The sequence below is a fragment of the Noviherbaspirillum agri genome (assembly GCF_054780595.1).
Genome location: NZ_BAAGWA010000004.1, coordinates 342,434 through 360,933, shown reverse-complemented (window position 1 = coordinate 360,933; position 18,500 = coordinate 342,434). Strand labels below are relative to the sequence as shown.

General features: G+C 54.1%; 13 protein-coding genes and 1 pseudogene. All 14 read right to left on the bottom strand.

Annotated elements, in window-relative coordinates; all coding sequences use genetic code 11:
* Positions 1 to 40: 40 nt before the first annotated feature.
* Positions 41 to 1,810, bottom strand: a complete 1,770-nt coding sequence (locus tag ACYVIA_RS09825; protein WP_460840275.1) for an asparagine synthase-related protein — start codon at positions 1,808 to 1,810, stop codon at positions 41 to 43.
* A gap of 86 nt (positions 1,811 to 1,896) precedes the next feature.
* On the bottom strand, positions 1,897 to 3,924 hold the full coding sequence (gene asnB, locus ACYVIA_RS09820) for an asparagine synthase (glutamine-hydrolyzing) (protein WP_460840273.1): 2,028 nt from the start codon (positions 3,922 to 3,924) through the stop codon (positions 1,897 to 1,899).
* A complete protein-coding gene (locus ACYVIA_RS09815) occupies positions 3,924 to 5,057 on the bottom strand; it encodes a glycosyltransferase family 4 protein (protein ID WP_460840272.1) in 1,134 nt (377 codons plus the stop codon). The genes asnB and ACYVIA_RS09815 overlap by 1 nt, the downstream gene beginning before the upstream one ends.
* 118 nt (positions 5,058 to 5,175) lie before the next feature.
* Entirely contained in the window at positions 5,176 to 6,318 is a 1,143-nt protein-coding gene (locus tag ACYVIA_RS09810; RefSeq protein WP_460840270.1) for a glycosyltransferase family 4 protein, read from the bottom strand.
* A gap of 89 nt (positions 6,319 to 6,407) precedes the next feature.
* Positions 6,408 to 7,649, bottom strand: coding sequence for an O-antigen ligase family protein (locus tag ACYVIA_RS09805; RefSeq protein ID WP_460840269.1), 1,242 nt, complete (start codon positions 7,647 to 7,649; stop codon positions 6,408 to 6,410).
* A gap of 142 nt (positions 7,650 to 7,791) precedes the next feature.
* On the bottom strand, positions 7,792 to 8,730 hold the full coding sequence (locus ACYVIA_RS09800; RefSeq protein ID WP_460840267.1) for a glycosyltransferase: 939 nt from the start codon (positions 8,728 to 8,730) through the stop codon (positions 7,792 to 7,794).
* A 124-nt stretch (positions 8,731 to 8,854) separates the two neighbouring features.
* The gene (locus ACYVIA_RS09795) at positions 8,855 to 10,387 is read right to left on the bottom strand and encodes an oligosaccharide flippase family protein (protein WP_460840265.1); all 1,533 of its coding nucleotides are present in this window, start codon (positions 10,385 to 10,387) and stop codon (positions 8,855 to 8,857) included.
* 75 nt (positions 10,388 to 10,462) lie between these two features.
* On the bottom strand, positions 10,463 to 11,026 hold the full coding sequence (locus tag ACYVIA_RS09790) for a GNAT family N-acetyltransferase (RefSeq protein ID WP_460840263.1): 564 nt from the start codon (positions 11,024 to 11,026) through the stop codon (positions 10,463 to 10,465).
* 107 nt (positions 11,027 to 11,133) lie between these two features.
* Positions 11,134 to 12,141, bottom strand: coding sequence for a hypothetical protein (locus ACYVIA_RS09785; RefSeq protein WP_460840261.1), 1,008 nt, complete (start codon positions 12,139 to 12,141; stop codon positions 11,134 to 11,136).
* A gap of 172 nt (positions 12,142 to 12,313) precedes the next feature.
* Positions 12,314 to 13,450, bottom strand: a pseudogene (locus tag ACYVIA_RS09780) (DegT/DnrJ/EryC1/StrS family aminotransferase); the annotation flags it as partial.
* Positions 13,451 to 13,566: 116 nt separating this feature from the next.
* The gene (locus ACYVIA_RS09775; RefSeq protein ID WP_460840259.1) at positions 13,567 to 14,616 is read right to left on the bottom strand and encodes an NAD-dependent epimerase/dehydratase family protein; all 1,050 of its coding nucleotides are present in this window, start codon (positions 14,614 to 14,616) and stop codon (positions 13,567 to 13,569) included.
* Positions 14,617 to 14,756: 140 nt separating this feature from the next.
* A complete protein-coding gene (gene tviB / locus ACYVIA_RS09770; RefSeq protein ID WP_460840258.1) occupies positions 14,757 to 16,034 on the bottom strand; it encodes a Vi polysaccharide biosynthesis UDP-N-acetylglucosamine C-6 dehydrogenase TviB in 1,278 nt (425 codons plus the stop codon).
* A gap of 337 nt (positions 16,035 to 16,371) precedes the next feature.
* Positions 16,372 to 16,839: a transcription/translation regulatory transformer protein RfaH gene (gene rfaH / locus ACYVIA_RS09765; protein ID WP_460840255.1), complete on the bottom strand. Its 468-nt coding sequence runs from the start codon at positions 16,837 to 16,839 to the stop codon at positions 16,372 to 16,374.
* 38 nt (positions 16,840 to 16,877) lie between these two features.
* Positions 16,878 to 18,050, bottom strand: coding sequence for an MraY family glycosyltransferase (locus ACYVIA_RS09760; protein ID WP_460840253.1), 1,173 nt, complete (start codon positions 18,048 to 18,050; stop codon positions 16,878 to 16,880).
* Positions 18,051 to 18,500 lie beyond the last annotated feature (450 nt).

Here is an 18,500-nt window from a genome sequence, read left to right as displayed (position 1 = left end):
CCACTACAGGACGACTGGGCGCTTAGAAGTAAATCTCGCATCAGTACATGACGGCGATTTTCTGCGCGGGCGAAGCGTCTTCATCCGCTTGTCCTGAGCAATCCGCCTGCATGACTTCGACCATCTTCAGCAAGAGGAAAACACGGAAAGCCAAGACATTGCCGTCCAGGCTCGGCTTCAACAGTAGATCTCGAATCCGGTTTTTCAGCGAGCGTGGAATAAAAGACTTCATCTTGCTTCCGGGCCGCTTCTCGTCGCTCGCGGTCGGATTACCTTCTTCCTTCATTCCACTCAGGACGTAATTCAGGAACTCGCTGTCAAAGATTTGTTTTGCTTCATCAGATTGGATTTTCCGCCGCATCATTTGTACAAGCTCCCGTTTCCTTAAAATGCTGCCGGGGCTCGCATTGGCGCCTTCATTTGCATACGGTACATCCGGCGCGATCTCGTGGACGATTTCCTTGAACAATGCCTTATCCGTTCTCAGTCCGTCCGGGAGTTCCCTGACACGCCGCAGTACCGATCTCGCGAGCAAGGGATTGATGATTTCAACGTAGCTCAACTTGATATCGGACAAGGCCGCGAGAATGACAGGCATTCTGTAGGCATGATAGAGACGGTCCCTCCAGGCATTGAGGGTTTCCCCTTTCTTCCGTTGAAGCTCAGCAGGAAGCGTCTGTTCGGGAAGCCTGAATTTTTTCATCATCTTTGCGAGATTGCGATAGTCGCTACACAGGCCAATCCCTACACTAAGCCGCGTTGTCAGTTCCGAAGAGACCGGAATCCACCCAAAACCCTCGTCGCCGCGGATAATGCCACTGCACTGCTCCTCCTCAAGAAGCCTTCTCCATATCTCCATTCCATCCATGTATCCGGACAAATGGTCGACGCGACCTTCACCGCAATGAATAAAACGGTCTATCACTTTTTCGACCGGCTCATCGCTGAGATCCGTATGGAAGTACCGGTGTCTGACTCCAACCCTGGATGCGAGAGCCTCGGCAACAGACGCATCGTTGCCGGTGCGATTGCGATTCTTACCTAGGCCCCAAGTAATTGTCCTCAGATTCTGTGGCATCCTGCGCTCGCCAAGGAAGCACAGTATTCCCCTGCTATCGTAGCCTCCGGAAAGCGGTAGCACATACTTGTCCAAGTCGACAGAACGACGTACTGACTGCACCGCTCCGCGAACTGCCTTTAATAGCAGTCCCTTATGTCTCACCCTGCTTTCATGCCTGACGGCAAACGATATCGGCTGGCTGATGACGGAAATTGACCAACGCTTCCTGTCCAGCACCAGAGACGATTCCGGAGGCAACCGTTTTATCCTCTTATCCCAAGACAATGCCGGTCCTAGCGAGCCGGTCGAAAGCATCCAGGGGATGACGCGCTCGTCAAACTCAAAACGCTCGAGATACATGACAATTGCCCTCTGCGACGTGGACGCGACAAGGAGCTCGTCGTCGAAGCAATACCATATGGTCCGGGAACCGGCGGCATCACTGACCAGCTCCACACAGTCATCGCTGCTGCGAAAGAGCGCATACGACCCATCCGGATGGCCCGATCGCGGCACGGACCAATCCCTCTCCTCCCCATAAAGACACCCCAGCAAAACACTGTTTCCCTCTATATAGGATCCACGTTCATTGCATACGCCATACACCAGACTTCCGCTTGCGGCGACCTTATGTGGCACGGGCATTGACAGGTTATCGGGGACAAGCCTGTTGCATATCTCTGTTACTTTTCTCTCCGTTCCCTGATTGAACGGTGTCTTGCGACTGCACGCATAAATAATCTTCGACATGGGAAACCCTGAAACGCGCATTGGATTGATTGGCTTCTGGTAGCGCTTCGAAGCCAGAACGACTGCCTACCTGCCCTTCTCTATTTTTATGCAACTCGTGCCACGATCCGGGATTCCAGCCTCTCCTCTGGTGTGTCATTCATCTTGCCGGTTTCCCGCTGCTGCTCCAGCCATGCCTGAAACATCAGGACATCCCATAGATAGAACTGCCTTGGCTCGCCTGAAAGATGCTCACTCCACTTCTTCCTGACCAGCGCGGGATTAAAGAATCCCTCCTGGCTTAACCGAGATGCATCTAACAGTGCCTCTGCCCAATCGCGCAAAGGGCCGCGCAACCACTTTCCGATCGGGACACCAAAACCCATCTTGGGTTGCCTGAAGAAATCCTGTGGAACGTGTTTGTACAAGACCTGCCGTAACACCCATTTCGTGACGCCTTCCCGCAGCTTTATGGACTGTGGAAGACGCCACGCAAACTCCACGACACGATGATCAAGATAAGGAACGCGTGTTTCGAGCGATATCCCCATGGCCGCACGATCGACCTTCGCCAGAATGTCGTCAGGCAGGTAGGTCATCATGTCGACAAGCATCATGCGCTGAATACTGTCCAGTCGCGTATTGGCCGGGTTCTCGTTCACCAGAAGCGGCGGTTCATGTCCACCGATGACCAGCGATGCAGGCGCATACCAATGGGATGCCATTCTCAGATACAGGCTTTCAACCGATCTGCATTCCAGCAGGCTTGCAGCCTTGTGCAGCTTCTCCCCCATGACGGATGCCCGTGATGAAGCGGGCAGTACCGCACCTGCAACAGCGGCCATGCGCTCCCAGGAGCGGGGGGAAATGCTTCCCACTCCCTTCACTGCCAGCCGGCGTAGCGGTAACGGCCCAAGCGAAATCCGATCCCACAGGTCTGCCATCCGGCGATAACGCGTATAACCACAGAATAGTTCGTCCCCAGCATCGCCGGAAAGCGACACCGTGACATGGCTGCGTGCAAGCTGCGACACCAGAAACGTTGGAATCTGTGATGAGTCGGAAAACGGTTCGTCATATAGCGTCGGTAACTTCGGGATCACTGCCTGCGCCTGTTCAGCGCTGACATAAAGCTCCGTGTGATCAGTACCGAGATGCCGTGCAACGGCCTTCGCATGCTCTGCTTCGTTAAACCCATCCTCGTGAAAACCGATGGTGAAGGTCTTGACCGGCCGTACAGACTGGGACTGCATCAATGCCACAATGGCGGAAGAATCAACACCTCCTGACAAAAAGGCGCCGAGCGGTACATCTGCCATCATCTGTTGGCGAACCGCATCCTTGAGCAACTTCTCGAGTTCGTCTACTGCCTGTTCCGGACTTCCCTGAAAGGTGTCCGCTGCACCGGATTCTGCCGCCTGCGCTATCGACCAGTAAGCCCGGGCTTTTTCCTCAGGCTGCTGCAAGGACACTCTCAGGAGATGACCAGGGGGTAGTTTGGAAATGCCTTCATAAATCGAGTGCGGCGCAGGAATGTAGTTGTGTCGCATCTGAAGGCTAAGTGCGCCTCTGTCGATTGCGCCCTCAAATACCGGGTGGGGGCGTAACGCCTTCAACTCGGAGCCGAACAGGAACACTGCGTGCCGGCCCTTTCCCTGCCAGCCGTAATAGAGCGGCTTCTCTCCCATGCGATCCCGCCCCAGGGTCAGTGTGGCTGATTCCCTGTCCCATACGGCAAAGGCGAACATGCCGATAGCACGCTCTATCGTGCCTTGAATCCCCCAAGCATCGAAGCCGGCGAGCAGTGTTTCCGTGTCCGCGTGACCGCGCCAGCACGGTGCATGTCCCGTTTTCTCAAGCTCCTTCCTTAACACGCGATGGTTATATATTTCCCCGTTAAAGATGAACATGTACCGACCACTTGCAGACTGCATGGGTTGATGCCCTGCTGAAGAGAGATCGACGATAGCAAGACGCCGATGCCCGAGGGCGATGCGCCTCTCCGCATCAAGCCAGTATCCAGCATCGTCCGGGCCGCGATGCGCGATCGCATTAGCCATACGCTTGATGACAGCAAGATCGCTCGCTGCGCCATCCGGGGCCGCCCCCCCGAGAAAACCTGCAAAGCCGCACATCAGTGTTCACTTCCCTTCAGTAAGCGTAGATAGATCGACTCAAAGTGTTCCCGCGCGCGCTCCAAGGTAAATTCCGCAAGGATTCGGGATCGTGCCTGCTGTCCCAGTTGCTGTCGCGCCGCCGGCCCCATGGCAAGCAACCGCTCTAGACCGCGTGCGAGTGCCGGCGAGTCTTCCTTCGGCACAACGATACCGGTATCACCTACCAGAAGAGCGGCGTCGCCAACATCCGTAACGACGCAAGGCACCCCCATTCCCATCGCTTCCCCGACGGCATTCGGAAAACCTTCATTGCGCGAGGAAAGGCAAAAGATGTCCATTGCCGCCAGGCAGACCGGAACGTCTGAACGCTCACCAAGGAGTACAAACCGGTCGGGATGTCCTGTATCCGCGATCCATTCCGCGAGCTCTTCGTTGTCGGCGTCAAGGCCGCGCCCCACCATGAGAAACCGGACATGCGGGTACTGCTGCGCAAGCAGCCCTGCCGCACAGACAAAATTCTGTTGATCCTTGCTTGTGTTAAACCTGCCTACACTACCAATGACGACCGCCTCATCATTCAAACCACACTGGCGGCGAAGCAAATCTACCTGTCCATCCTCAGCCGTGAGCCTTGAAAGATCAAATCCATTGGGCACAACCACCATTCGGGCAGCGTCATAGCCGGCATGTACGTGGGCGCGGCGAGCCGCTTCTGCCACGCATACGATGGTATGCGGCAACTGCCTTGACAGCCGTGCACATATTCGTCGAGCAAGTGCAGTCATCCTCGAGTTGCCTGCCGTTAGCTCCGATGTCCGGATGCCCCAGATAACATTGCGGTTGCCTGCAAGGCGAGCAGCCAACCCACCGAACATGTCCGCGTGGTACATCCATGTTTGTACGATGTCCGGTTGTTTGCTACGCAAGTAAGAAAACAAGCTGAAGAAATGCGCGATCGGGGATTTCCTAAAATCGAAAGTCGTCAGTTCGATTCCCGACGCAAGCAACCGGTCGCCCATCGGCCCGCCGGGCGTCAATGCGATAACAGCGTGTTCGTACTTGCCATTCACCGAACCAGTAATCAGCCGGTAAAGTGCCATTTCTGCACCACCGATTTCCAGTCCGCCGATTACATGCAATATTTTTGGCATGAATACTGCCCAGTCTCTAGTTGATCCAACTGAAAGGCGTCATAACAAATGCCGTAACATGCGCCGTAAAAGCACCGTTACGGCCGTTCTCCAGTGCGGGCGTCATCTCCGCTTAGGGCTAATCAAGCACGCGTTCGGTTATCTGTGAACGCATGGCACCCACTTCCATAAAAAAGCCATCCCACTCCCGAAGTACACTTCCGAGGCTGAACCGCCTGCGCACCGATTCCCTGGCCCTACTGCCGAGTGCCCGCCGCAACCCGATATCGCCCATCATCGAAGCAAGTGCAGCAGCCAGGCCGTCCTGATCATTCAAAGGGACAAGCAATGCATCGCGGCCGTTCGACGTAATTTCCCTCGGTCCGCTCGGGCAGTCGAACACAACGCATGGCAAACCAATGCCCATTGCTTCAAGCAAGGCGTTCGGGAAACCCTCATAAGCCGAGACCATCACGAATGCGTCGGCATGCGCCATGACTTCCCAAGGCTGGTCGGTTGCCCCCATCAGCATGGTGCGACCTGCCAATCCAAGCGCAAGAATCTGTTGTTGGAGTTCTGTCTGTGACCTGCCGTCGCCATAGATATGCAAATCCCAATCGGGAAAAGATGGCGCAACAACGGCAAAGGCGTCGAGCAGGCGGCCGATCTGTTTCTCTGGCGATAGGCGTCCAAGACTCAATAGCACTCTGCGCGGACTTTTCCGGTCGACGTGCTTTGCCGTCGCGGCAAGCACCCCTTCCGGCAAAGGATTTGGTATGGTGCGTACCTTTTCCACGCCTGGGAAAATTCTGCCGACCTTTGTAGCCACTGCCTGCGTCTGAACCGTCAGCATGTCCGCAAAACGGTAGGACAGTCTGCACAGCATTTTCAAAGCCCACGGATAGGAGCGTCCGGAGGGGTCACTCCTCTCGCAGATAATTATGGGGATTCCTAAGAATGCTGATGAAAGAAGTGCCGCGACGTTCACGTTTGGCAAGAATGAAACAATCACATCCGGTGCTGTTTCACGAATCAGCCGGCGCAATGTGACTATTCGGCGCACATAGCCAGTGACGCCTTTCTGCGTTGTTCCCGCTTTATCGGCCAGGTAGAAAAACTCAACTGACTCGGAAATGGGATAGAACGCGCCGCTCCCTCCGCCGGAAAAGGTAGCAATGAGGCTCACCCGGTCGCCCCGTGCTGCCCATGCGTTGCACAGCGTTGTGGCAACGCGTTCTGCTCCTCCGCCACCCATCGAACTGGTCAGTAAAATGATGTTCATACCTATCCAGTTTTCTAGACCGACTTCCCACAAACGCACATTGGCCGTTTTTCCTTTCCCTCACAAACAATCGCTCTGTTTTTCATTAACTATGTGCGCTGCCATGCAGGCAGGCGCGATGTGGCTCTCATGCCGAAAGCCGCGCCGCCGTATACCGTGACAGGCTTCTGTATCTTTATCGCGACATGCGCGGCATCGGCTTTAGTTTGCACTGGCCGACTTGCCACAAAAAAGGCATACGCAAGCGCAACCTGAAAGGCAGTTGTCTCAAAAAAATTGTGACTAAACAGGAAGGTGGGGAATATGCAGAGAAACAGGTATTTAAGTGACGGGACGAAATAGAACCTTAGGAAAACCATCAGCATGACGAAAAAGCCGACGATGCCAAAATTGGCCAGCCATTCGACAACTTCATTGTGTGTGCCGACGCCGAATGAGCCGACCATAACACGCATCCCATGTCCGATCAGGGGACGTTCAGCAAACTTGGCCAATGCGCTTTGCAGCACGTGGTAACGTTCGGCCGAACTGCCATCGCCCTGGAAGCGCTGAAAAATCGAGTTGTAGATATCCTCCAACGCACTTGATTCACTAAAGAACAGCAGCGCAACGGCAGCGCAGGCAACGGGAATAAAGTAGTAGCGCATCCGTTTGATACCGCCCTCGTAGAGCTTGCAAAGAAAATACAGAGCAAGGAATAGCATGGCCGCCCGCGACTGAGTCAACGAAACAACAAAGAGACAAAGTGCGACACTTGCAGACTTCAACCAGTAGGAATTTTTCCCTCGAGATTCGAGCGCACAGAACAGCCAGATGAGGCTCAAGGCTGCGGACATGTTTGGATTAAGGAATCCTCCGGGTCGCAGCAGCAGCCCTTCGTCCACCCCCTCCATCACCTCCCCATCGCGTCTTGATGCGAGATAACCGTTTAGTTGAAGCAGGATTGCCCCAGCAATTATCGTAAGACTGCTCAATGGCAGAAGACTTGGTAATCCACCTTCCGCCAGTAAGTGAAGGATCCGTCCAATAATTAAATACGCACAAATTCCGAGGGCGAAGTTCAGGTAGAGGCGGCTGGCAACGTCATTGCCCATATCTCTGCCGAAATTAAGAAGCAGGAAACCGACGTAGAGCAACAGAACAACGTTGCTCTGCAAGTTTACTTTGCACGCCCGCTGGAAAAGAAGAATTGAATAAATAAGCGCAGCAATGCCGATCAGAAGATAAAGTGCGGGCGTAAAAAGTACATACAGGCCCGTTCCAATAATCATTCCCAAAGGGAGAAGAAGACCGTACGCGACTTTTCTAAGATCTATAGTAAAGGGCTTCATTGGCATAGTTATCAGGCATGGAATCCAGCGACGGACCTGCTACATACGATCGCTAGAACAGTACCCTTGACCGGACGATGGCAATTCGACAAAAAGCAATCTTTAAAGACATTTCTTGGCGCCCACGAATTTTCTTCGAGCGTTAACCGAATCGATTGCGCTTTACGCGAATTGCGAAACCAATGAAATCGCTAAAGAACACCATTAGTTTTAGGAAAGCGCTATGTCTTCGATTTGAAATAATCCTTGTTGAATTTCGCGCGATTTCTTTTGCCAGCTCCACCCGATCATTTGCAATGAAGTTCTTGATGCAATCCCTGCACAGGGCAAATTTGCGTTTTTCAAGCTCGTCTTGGTCATTCACCACCTTGTGGATCTCGTTGAGGGCAGCGAGGTTCAGATTAAAGTAGCGTAGTGATTGATGTGAGCACGACGTCATCGATGCCCCATGCCGACGATACACGCCCAGATACTGATTGATGAACCCGATATGTCGGTCTCTTACGCGCCAAATGTGGAATAGAAAATCAATCGTTTCTTCCTTGATATCCGGAATCTTGTTGCAGGACGCACGATGCATGGTGGAGGAATTCGCCAGGAAGTTTCCATGTTCGTAGAAGGCGGATATTTTCATCACAGAAGGAAAATGATCACGATGATCGTCTGAGAGCCTCTCTCCGTCATCGGTCACATACATCCTGTGTCCGGAAACACTGCATTCCGGGTGCTTCTCCATGAATTGCACCTGCGCCTCCAGTTTCGAGGGCAACCAGTAGTCATCTCCGTCGCAGTTGCAAATGAGCTCACCTTCAGCCAAGCGGAGCACACTCAAATAATTGTTCGTCGCTCCCACGTTCTTTTCGTGTAATAGGGGGCGGATGATGTCAGGATATTTTTCTGCAAATTCCTGGACAATGGCACGTGTACCGTCCTTGGAACAATCCTCGCCCACTATCACTTCAAAACGGAAACTTGTTTTCTGGTCGACAATGCTTTGAAGACATTGGCGAATGTACTTTTCGTGGTTATAAGTCACCACGCATACGGATACCTTGACACCTTTTCTAACGCTGCTACTCATCGATCCTTTTCCATTCACATATCACTTGTTTAACAAGTTCCCGCAAGGGAGATGCTGAGTTGCGCCTATTAAATCGGACACCACGGTGGTTCATAACGAAGCAACGACAGAACCATTCGCTTCACTAAACTTGCACGAGCCGCCTCTTACTGAAAATTTTCCTCAGCCAAGAAGAACCAGTTGCTGCGGTCATCAATACACCAATGCCGACAAGGAAGACTGCTGTCGCAACTGACGTCCGTCCCTCGGGCCACTTCATTAACCAATGGGCGACTAAAGCCGCCGTCAAGGTGAGCAAGACAATTAACCCTACGTCCTTCACCAACCACGGGGCATGCAAGCCCTTTGCAAACCGTTGATGAACTCTAGGCACCCAGAACAGGAAAAGCAGTGCATTCGCGCTTAGCCAGGCATAGCCGGCGCCGACGACACCGAAATTCCAAGTGGCCCAGACCAGCGCCGGAATAAGAAGCACCACGAATAGAACATTGCCAATCAAATGAAGGCGCATGTCACCTTTGGCAAACTGGAGATAGTAAGAAAAGGCTCCTAGGGCGAGAATTCCATTCCCCAAGGCATATAGGGTTAGTACGGGTGCTGCCTTACGAGCGATATCGGCGTTACCTGTCCATGCCCACAGTATCTGTTCGGAGAAAAAAGCAAGCATCAGTGCTGCGGGAACGGCAATCACACCGACCAGCTGAGTGGCGTTTCGGTACAAACGAATGAAACCGATGTCGTCTCCCTGCGCAGCCATTCGCGTCAAGCGAGGCTGGAGAGCCAAACTCACCGGACCGCTTATCAGCGTCACGCCATTAGCAACAAGTACGGCAAGCGTGAAGTATGCGTATTCATCCAATGGCAGGATTCTGGATAGCAGCAACTTATCAGTCTGTGTAACCATTACCCACACCGAACTCGAGAAAGCGACACTGAGAGAGAACTTCAGAACCCCGCGTAATGGTTGCCATTCCCATACGATGCGTTTGGCGTTATCGAGTTTTGGCAAAACCCTATACGCCTGAAATACCAGCAACGTTAGCTCGGCAAGCGCCACCACGAGCTGAAAACTGAAGAAGTGAGCCGCGCTGGTTCCTCCAAAGATGAAGAACGGCACCACTAAAACAAAACGTGCGGTCGCTATACTAATGTTGAAGCCACTCAGCCAGACCTGACGCTCAAAACCCACAATCACGCCCCGATAGAGACCGCACACCCAACGTAAAGCGATGACGCCCGCCATCAGCATGATCGCGAGCTTTACGTCTTCCAAGGGTAGGGTTTGCACACGAAGCCAATTCCGGGCGATCGCGTCTGCACCCAAGAGCATGATGCCCGCTCCCAACACCGCTACTCCCACAAAAATCCCTTCGAGCGCGCGCAGCAAGCGGCGCAAACTTACTGCGTCGACTGCGCCCCCCCGAAAACGGGCGGTTTCGCGTGCCATCGTTGGCGTAAGACCTATGTCCAACAAATGGAACCATGCCTGGAGCATCGCAAAAAATCCGACCAGGCCATATGCTTCTATCCCCATGTAACGCACATAGGTCGGCACCATAACGATGCCTACCAAGGCCACATATATCTGACTGGTGTAGTTGGCAATAATGTTATGTTTGAGCGACATTCGATTTTGAATTTGAATTTCTCTCTTCAACCGGACGAGCCACGCAAAAAGGAGCGAATACTGATCATTTTTCTCGCACCGGCGAAGAGGGTTTAATGAACAGTCTCAACTGCTCCAATAACTGGTTTTCTGAACAAGAGCCCGATAGCTTTCCTGTGTAACGCCGGCCATCACCAGGTCGTAGTAGCGGCCGCCGCGGTAATACCAGTTCCTTCGCCTTCCTTCGATCTCCCAACCACAGCACTTCGTATAAAAGTTAATGGAGCGCTCATTGAATGCCACCATGCCTGTGTCCAGACGAATCAGCCCTAATTCATCGAAGGCATACCGCATCAGCGCCATGACCGTGTCAAAACCGAACCCTCTGCCGCGCACTTCTTCTTCACCCAGCATGATTCCATGCTCCGCGCGGCGGTTACGCCAGTCGATCTGGACCAGATTCGTCGTTCCAATCAACCCCAGCTCGGGTGTTTCAATACAGAAGATAAAGCTGGATTGGCTATTGTTGTTGAGACTTGAGATCCATCTCTCAGTCGAGAGACTACTGTGTGGAAAATGCCATCCCCCCAGCACGCGCCATATATCCGGGTCATTTGCCCATTTGTTCAACAGTTCCGCATCGCGCAACTCTGGGGCGCGCAGTACCACTTTCTTGCCGCGAATATTCATTCCTCAACCTCCTCATTGGTAGAACTCCGCCCGGCGTCGACCGCAGGCATGAATTCGTGGTGCTCCCTGATTCGGATGTTTCGGGACATTCACTTTGCCTCTTGCTTTCATTCTTGAATCTCCATAACGTCCTCCGGCAAAACGTTTGAAAAATGGTTCAGGCATGTATCGACCACTCTTTCCATGTCTTCTTCGTCGTATCTCTGGTCGCATGGGAGTGGAACGAGCCTGTCTACAAGATAAGCTTCCGTAGAAGTGGATGGCACGAGTTCGAGAACATCGCGCCAGTAGGTGGGGACATAGATGCGCTTGCTGATCAGCAGTTTGCGCAGGCCGTCGCAGTTGACGAGGAGCGGATAGCACATCGGGCCCTCCACTCGCAACTGGCCCAGATCCATCAGGTTGTGCCGGCCCAGGCGATCATGCAGATAGGCGAAGTTGCGGTTCCGCACCCGCGCTACCTGTGGATAATCGATCCCGGCAAGCATCCGTCTTGTCAGCACCGACATGGCCGCAGGCTCCTGGTCGAACAGCGTCTCTTCGGCGCAATGATGCTCGGCGTACGCGACTTCAGGCGAAAACGCGGCTCGCTTCAACAGGGAGATGGCACGGTCGAAGGAACCGTCGTCGCAATGCGCGGGCTCCTCCACATGGAGACAGGTCGCCAGCAATCCTCCATCGGGGACGCCGAGGAACTTTCTGGGGGAATAGATCGTGGCAAGGCAATCAAACGGGCCGGAGAACAGTGCTTGTGACGCATCGATGACAACGCGCTCCGCACCAAAACGTTTGATTACCGACACTGCATTCTCGGTACACAGCCCAAAATAGTTGGTGTAAAGGAGCCAGTCACCCTCTTGGAGAATGATGTCATCGGCAATCCGGAACTGCCGATCAATGGAATAAAAAACTACATCGACACCGGCCTGCCTCAGAGAGGCAAGCATCGTGAAGCAAGTGTAATACGGCATCCACACCCGACGTGGACGGCCCGCACGCAACAGGGCGAGAAACGCCGCACGCGCGGACTGGAACTTCACCGTATCGGAATGTAATGGCGGCTTTGCAGCCGGAAACTCCAGCTCAAAAAAACCGCCTAGTGCTTTCCCTCTCATTGCAGTGCTCCATCAAAGGCATACCGCCGGCGATGTCGCCGCTGCGGACAAAGTCGTCAATTGAGTCGACGCCGGCTCAATATTCGGCGCGACCGCCAAGACGATCCTTCTCCAGATGGAACGTCGCTGCGACATCGGCAATCGATATGGAGGGGAATTTCTCGCCGCGAGCGGCAATGATCTGGACAATGGTCTGGATCTGTTCATCCTCCAGATCCGGATAGATCGGCAGGCAAAGGACCCGGTTGGCAATATCTGCAGCCACAGGCAGGTTATCGCGATGCGCGGATGGCAGCCCTCGATACATCGGGAAATCCGAGATCAGCGGATAGAAGTAGCGCCGCGCAAAAACGTTGTAGTTGCGCAGCTCGCGGTACAACGCATCCCGGCTCATCGGGTAGTCGTTCTCGACGAGGATCGGGAAGTAGGAGTAGTTTTCAACCGTCTCGCCACTATTAGGAACACAACGGATGCCAGGCACCGCTGCGAGCAGCTCGCGATACGTGCTTGCAATCTCTTTCCGGCGCTCGATTGCATGATCGATGTATTCAAGCTGAAGCATGCCGAGTGCCGCGTTCAATTCGCTCATCTTGCCGTTGATCCCGGGAGCGACGACCGTTACCTCGTCGATGAAGCCGAAATTCTTCAGATGATCGATACGCTGTTTCGTCTTTGCATCCGGGCAGACAATCGCTCCTCCCTCAAAGGTGTTGAACACTTTGGTGGCATGGAAACTGATGACTGACAGATCACCGTGGCGAAGAATGCTTCCCCCTTCGTCCTCCACCCCGAACGCATGCGCTGCGTCATAAATGAGGTGGAGATTGTAGTTGTCCGCAATCTTCTGGATCGCCTTCACGTCGCAGGGATGGCCATAGCAGTGGACCGGCATGATCGCTGTCGTCTGCGGTGTAATCGCCGCCTCGATCTTGGCGGGATCCATGTTGAGCGTATGCGGGTCGATATCGACGAAGACCGGCTTGATACCGTTCCAAAGAAGTGAATGAGCGGTCGCAACAAATGAATACGGTGTGGTGATCACCTCTCCCGTCACGCGCAGCGCCTGCAGGGCAGTCACCAGCGCGAGCGTTCCGTTCGAGAACAAGGCAATGTGCTCTACGCCGAGGTATTCGCACAGCGCTTTCTCGAGGCGTTGGTGAAACGGGCCGCCGTTCGTCAGAACCTTGCTGTTCCAGATCTTTTCGAGATAGGGAATGAATTCCGCCAGCGGTGGCAGATGCGGCTGGGTAACGTAGATCGGCTTGCTTTCCTGTGCCTGGATCGCGTACACGGCATTGGTATTGTTCATGGTCGCCTCGATGATTCGTTGAATCTGTGCCCTCAAATGCACGGTATCGGACCTTGTGCGAATTCGTCTTAAGGTCTTAAGACGGGCCCCGCCAGTGGGTGTTACGCATGCCGACGCTATCCGGCGGTGTCGGCAAGACTGCGTTTTGTCGCCTTTTTTACATACCACGGCATTGCTGCCGCGATTCCGTCACGTATTCGGTAAGCCGGGCTGTAGCCAAGCCGTGTAGCCGCCTTTCCGATATCGGCCTGGGAATGCTTGACGTCGCCTTGACGGAAGTCGCCATACCGCGGCTCCTTGCAGAACTCGATATCGTTGTTCCGCAGTTCCGACTTCAGGTAACCGAACAGCTGGTTGAGCGTCGTGATGTCGCTTACGGCAACGTTATAGACGTGGTTCTTGCATTCTTCCGGTGCGGTGGCCGCAAGCAGATTTGCCTGGACAGCGTTGTCGACGAAGCAGAAATCCCGGCTTGTCGTACCGTCGCCATTGATAACAACATCCTGGTTGTCGATCATGGCGGCGATCCATTTCGGGATCACTGCCGCATAGGCGCCATTCGGGTCCTGGCGCTTTCCAAACACATTGAAATACCGCAAACCAATTGACTTGAAGTCATAGCAGCGAGCAAACACCTCGGCGTACAACTCGTTCACGTACTTCGTTACTGCATAGGGCGACAGCGGCTTTCCGATACGGTCCTCGACCTTCGGCAAACCGGGGTGATCACCGTAAGTGGAACTGGAGGCGGCATAGACAAAGGACGACACGCCGGCGTCACGTGCTGCGACCAGCATGTTGAGAAAGCCGGTGATGTTCACATCATTGCTCGTCAGCGGATCCTTAATCGACCGCGGTACCGATCCGAGAGCAGCCTGATGCAGCACATGATCGACACCAGTGACAGCTTCCCTGCAGGCATTGGCGTCACGAATATCTCCCCGGATGAACTGGAACCGAGCCCATTGCCGAGCGCTTACCGCCTCTTTCACTTCATCCAGGTTGTGTTGATACCCGGTTGCGAAGTTGTCCAGGCCGACCACTTCCTGATCCAGCAAGAGAAGTGTCTCGAGCAGGTTGGATCCGATGAAACCGGCACATCCGGTCACCAGCCATTTCTTCGGCTGTCTCCGCAGTTCTTCCTTGATCTTTTCAAACTGATTCATAGATGGCTCTTGTTGCGCATTGGTGGGAATCCACAACTGATTCGCTTCTCTTCTGCGTCGTGACGCCGTGTCGAATAACGCAGCGTTCCTGACGAAACGAACAGTGCGAGTCTCTATAGGTACGGTTCGCGATATTCCGCTTACAGCCGAATGTCAGCTGCCTCCTTCGGAAGCACATACTTAAGGTCGAAGAGCACATGCTTTTCCTTGCCAAAGCGACGCAAGCCTTCCGCTCCCAGTGCCTTGAACTGGCGATGACCAACAGCAAGGACGACGGCGTCGTACTTGCCCGGTTCAGGCTCACTGATCGGTGTAATTCCGTACTCGTGCTGTGCCGCTTCCGCATCGACCCACGGGTCGTACACATCAACGTTGATGTTGTAATCCTTCAGCTTGTTGATGCTGTCGATAACCTTGGTGTTGCGCAGGTCCGGGCAGTTTTCCTTGAAGGTCAATCCCATGACGAGCACGTTCGCATTTTCGATCTGAATACGCTGCTTGATCATTTTCTTGACCAACTGGCCAACGACGTACCCGGCCATGTTGTCGTTGATGCGACGGCCTGCCAGGATGACCTGTGGGTGATAGCCAAGCGCTTCGGCTTTGTGCGTCAGGTAATACGGATCGACGCCGATGCAGTGGCCGCCGACGAGGCCGGGGCGGAACGGCAGGAAATTCCATTTGGTTCCTGCTGCCTGCAGGACGTCTTCGGTATCGATCCCCAGTTTTTTGAAAATGATGGTCAGCTCGTTCATCAGCGCGATATTGAGGTCGCGCTGCGTGTTCTCGATGACCTTCGCTGCCTCGGCCACCTTGATCGATGAAGCCTTGTGCGTACCGGCGGGAATGATGCTTGCGTAGAGTGCATCCACAAACTCTGCCGTCTCCGGGGTGGAGCCGGACGTCACCTTGGTGATGGTCGTCAGGCGATGCTCTTTGTCACCCGGATTGATGCGCTCCGGGCTATAGCCGGCAAAGAAGTCTTCGTTGAACTTCATGCCGGACACGCGCTCGATCACCGGCACGCAGTACTCCTCCGTTGCCCCCGGGTAGACGGTCGATTCATAGACGACGATATCGCCCTTCTTCAACACCTTCCCCACTGTCTCGGACGCCTTTTGCAGCGGCGTGAGGTCGGGGTTCTTGTGCTCGTCAACGGGCGTAGGGACCGTGACGATGTACACCGTGGCACGGCGCAAGTCTTCGATGTCCGTTGAATAGGTCAGGCGTGACGCCTCTTTCAACTCGTCCGCCGTTGTTTCCAGCGTCATGTCGATTCCCTCCTGCAGCTCCTTCACGCGTCGCGTGTTGATGTCAAAGCCGAGGGTGGGATACTTCTTGCCGAATTCGACAGCCAGGGGCAAGCCGACATATCCGAGGCCGATGATCGCAATGCTGGTATTCTTCGAGACTTTCATGATTATTCGATTTCTATCGGTGAATGCAGACGTTGTTGATAAAGGCGGATACCTCTGATACTTGGTACTACTGAGTTACTCGCAAATTTTTTGGGCACGCTACCGCCCTTGGATTACTGGTCATCTTCCAAAAAACCAAATCACTTCATCTATGTAATCAGGCGCTTAGAGCCTGTTTGAAAACTTACTGCACAGCCCGATTTTGGCTCTGCGATGCTCGCCGTACCTCACGTACGACTGCGCTTCTCCAACCAAACTCGGACCGCTCGCTACAGTTTTCAAACAGGCTCTTAACATGCGGCGGCCTGTGAAACGGGCCGATGCGCCTTGCTGCTTCCTATGCTGCTTTCCGCAGCAATTCCACCGCAAGTCTCAGCTTCTGCGGCTGGTTCATCAAATCGATTAACACCAGTGCCCGCGCTTCGCCGTCCGGCAACTGGTAGATTCCTTCAAGGCCCGCGAACGGACCGCTGGTAATCGCAACACGCTCTCCCGGTGCGAACAACTTCTGCGGACTCATCTGCTGCATGCCGCGCAAGGCCTCGACACAAGCGTCCGGCAGCATGGCGAACCGGCCACCAAATGCGACCAGCTTGCTGACTCCGCGCGTACTTCTGATTGGCGACCAGTTTCCGCTCGCTTGACTTAACCTTACAAAGAGGTAGCGCGAGAACAACGGCTCAACGCCGGTGTCAACTTTGCCGCGAATAATTCTTTCCGTTTTGAGTGTTGGCAAAAAGCAGTTAAATCCCTGGTTCTGCAAATGTTCCAATGCGCGAAATTCCTGCCGCGGTTTGGTTTGCACGACATGCCATGCAGTGCTGTCGTCTTGTGAATGACTAGTCATGGCAGCTCCCGCACTACCGGGCGCGCATGGCGCGAGCGAAGGAAACCCAGTGCCACGACGGGGTTCAGGCACCAGTGACCGCGAACGAGCCGGGTATAGACGGCGACATATAAAACGAGATTGGCGCCAATCACAGCCAATGCCGACGGCACGGTATGTCCAAACGAGACGGCGAGAAACGCTATCGCCGCAATCCATGTCGCTGTGATGCATGCGACCGCTGCATTGCGAATCCATGGCCTCCCATCGTTGCGTGGCAGCTGCTGGCACACAACGCGCCGGTAGAGCAAGGTGTGCAGATGCAGCCGGTCAGGTGCACCCGGGCTGGTCTTGCGGATGATCTTGCGGCGATACATGCTGTACAGCACTTCAATCACCGGATAGGCGCATACAGCCAGCACCTGCCAGGTATTGACCTCGGGATTGCGAATGACCAGCAGTACGGCTACCTCTGCAACCCAGAAGCCGAGGAAGTAGGCGCCGCCGTCTCCCAGGAACAGGCGTCCGGTGGGATAGTTCATGAGCAGGAAGCCGATCGTCGCTCCGACTCCAAGAACTGCCAGGTGAGTCACGAACGCATCACCGGCACTCCATGACAGGAAGCCAAGTGCGGCAAGCATGATGGCAACCGCGCTGCCGGCGATGCCGTTGAAGCCGTCAATGATGTTGATCGAGTTCGCGACTCCACCGACCGCTACAGCGGTAATGATGATTGCCGCGAGCGGCGATGCATGAAGCAACGCGTCCACGCCCCACATATCAAGCCGTGGCAGATAGGAGCCCAGCAGCCAGCTGGCGAGCAATGCACTCGAGAACGTGGCGATGAGGCGTGCCTTGACCGATACTTTTTTCGTCATGTCTTCGATGATTCCCGCTAGAAAAGCAGGCATTCCAGACAGGACGAGCATGAATAGGCCCGCATCTTCTCCTTCGGCAGAAAACGATTGGGCCGAAACAGGAAAAATAGCGGCAATCAGGATTCCAATCAGTACCGCAATCCCGCCAATGCGCGGGACCGGTATCTTGTGAAATTTCTGGACGCCGTCGACGTCCTTGTCCAGTGAGTGCTTCCCGTGCCAGCTTTGCGTCAGCACGATCAGAACGCTGGCGATAAGGCTACCGATTGCGGCGACCGTAGCAGTGCCGACCAAGTCTGTTTCTGACATCATGGTTACACCAAGAAAGGAGATTGTTCCGATTCCCTATATTGCGCAGGGCATGATGGAGAAGTAACCTGCGCAAGCCGCCGCACAAGTCGTTCGAGAAAGGACGTGACGATTCGACTTCTTTTCCGTTGAGCATGTACAGCAGTCACGTCAGCTGCACCATGTTGATTATCTTGTCCATAACCGGCTACAGGCTGCGGGCTTCGATGCCAATGACTAATGACTGTGTTGTTTCGCATTCGACTTAATGGATGAATTAATACGCTTTGAAACATGACGACGCCCTATGCCGTAGTCGGTATAACTCTATCTAGATGAGCCCTAAAAGATAAGTACGAAATTTCGATCGTTTTTTTGAAAAGCGCGCCCATTCAATTCGTTTTTTTTATTGATTGACCGATTAGCGCAAACAAAGGGGGACTGGATGCGTTTTCAGCGTTTTCACTCCGGGGA

Bases quoted from the DNA above. Each gene is read 5' to 3' on its own strand.
- ACYVIA_RS09825 (WP_460840275.1), bottom strand. From the start codon at position 1,810: ATGTCGAAGATTATTTATGCGTGCAGTCGCAAGACACCGTTCAATCAG.
- asnB (WP_460840273.1), bottom strand. From the start codon at position 3,924: ATGTGCGGCTTTGCAGGTTTTCTCGGGGGGGCGGCCCCGGATGGCGCA.
- ACYVIA_RS09815 (WP_460840272.1), bottom strand. From the start codon at position 5,057: ATGCCAAAAATATTGCATGTAATCGGCGGACTGGAAATCGGTGGTGCA.
- ACYVIA_RS09810 (WP_460840270.1), bottom strand. From the start codon at position 6,318: ATGAACATCATTTTACTGACCAGTTCGATGGGTGGCGGAGGAGCAGAA.
- ACYVIA_RS09805 (WP_460840269.1), bottom strand. From the start codon at position 7,649: ATGAAGCCCTTTACTATAGATCTTAGAAAAGTCGCGTACGGTCTTCTT.
- ACYVIA_RS09800 (WP_460840267.1), bottom strand. From the start codon at position 8,730: ATGAGTAGCAGCGTTAGAAAAGGTGTCAAGGTATCCGTATGCGTGGTG.
- ACYVIA_RS09790 (WP_460840263.1), bottom strand. From the start codon at position 11,026: ATGAATATTCGCGGCAAGAAAGTGGTACTGCGCGCCCCAGAGTTGCGC.
- ACYVIA_RS09785 (WP_460840261.1), bottom strand. From the start codon at position 12,141: ATGAGAGGGAAAGCACTAGGCGGTTTTTTTGAGCTGGAGTTTCCGGCT.
- ACYVIA_RS09775 (WP_460840259.1), bottom strand. From the start codon at position 14,616: ATGAATCAGTTTGAAAAGATCAAGGAAGAACTGCGGAGACAGCCGAAG.
- tviB (WP_460840258.1), bottom strand. From the start codon at position 16,034: ATGAAAGTCTCGAAGAATACCAGCATTGCGATCATCGGCCTCGGATAT.
- ACYVIA_RS09760 (WP_460840253.1), bottom strand. From the start codon at position 18,050: ATGATGTCAGAAACAGACTTGGTCGGCACTGCTACGGTCGCCGCAATC.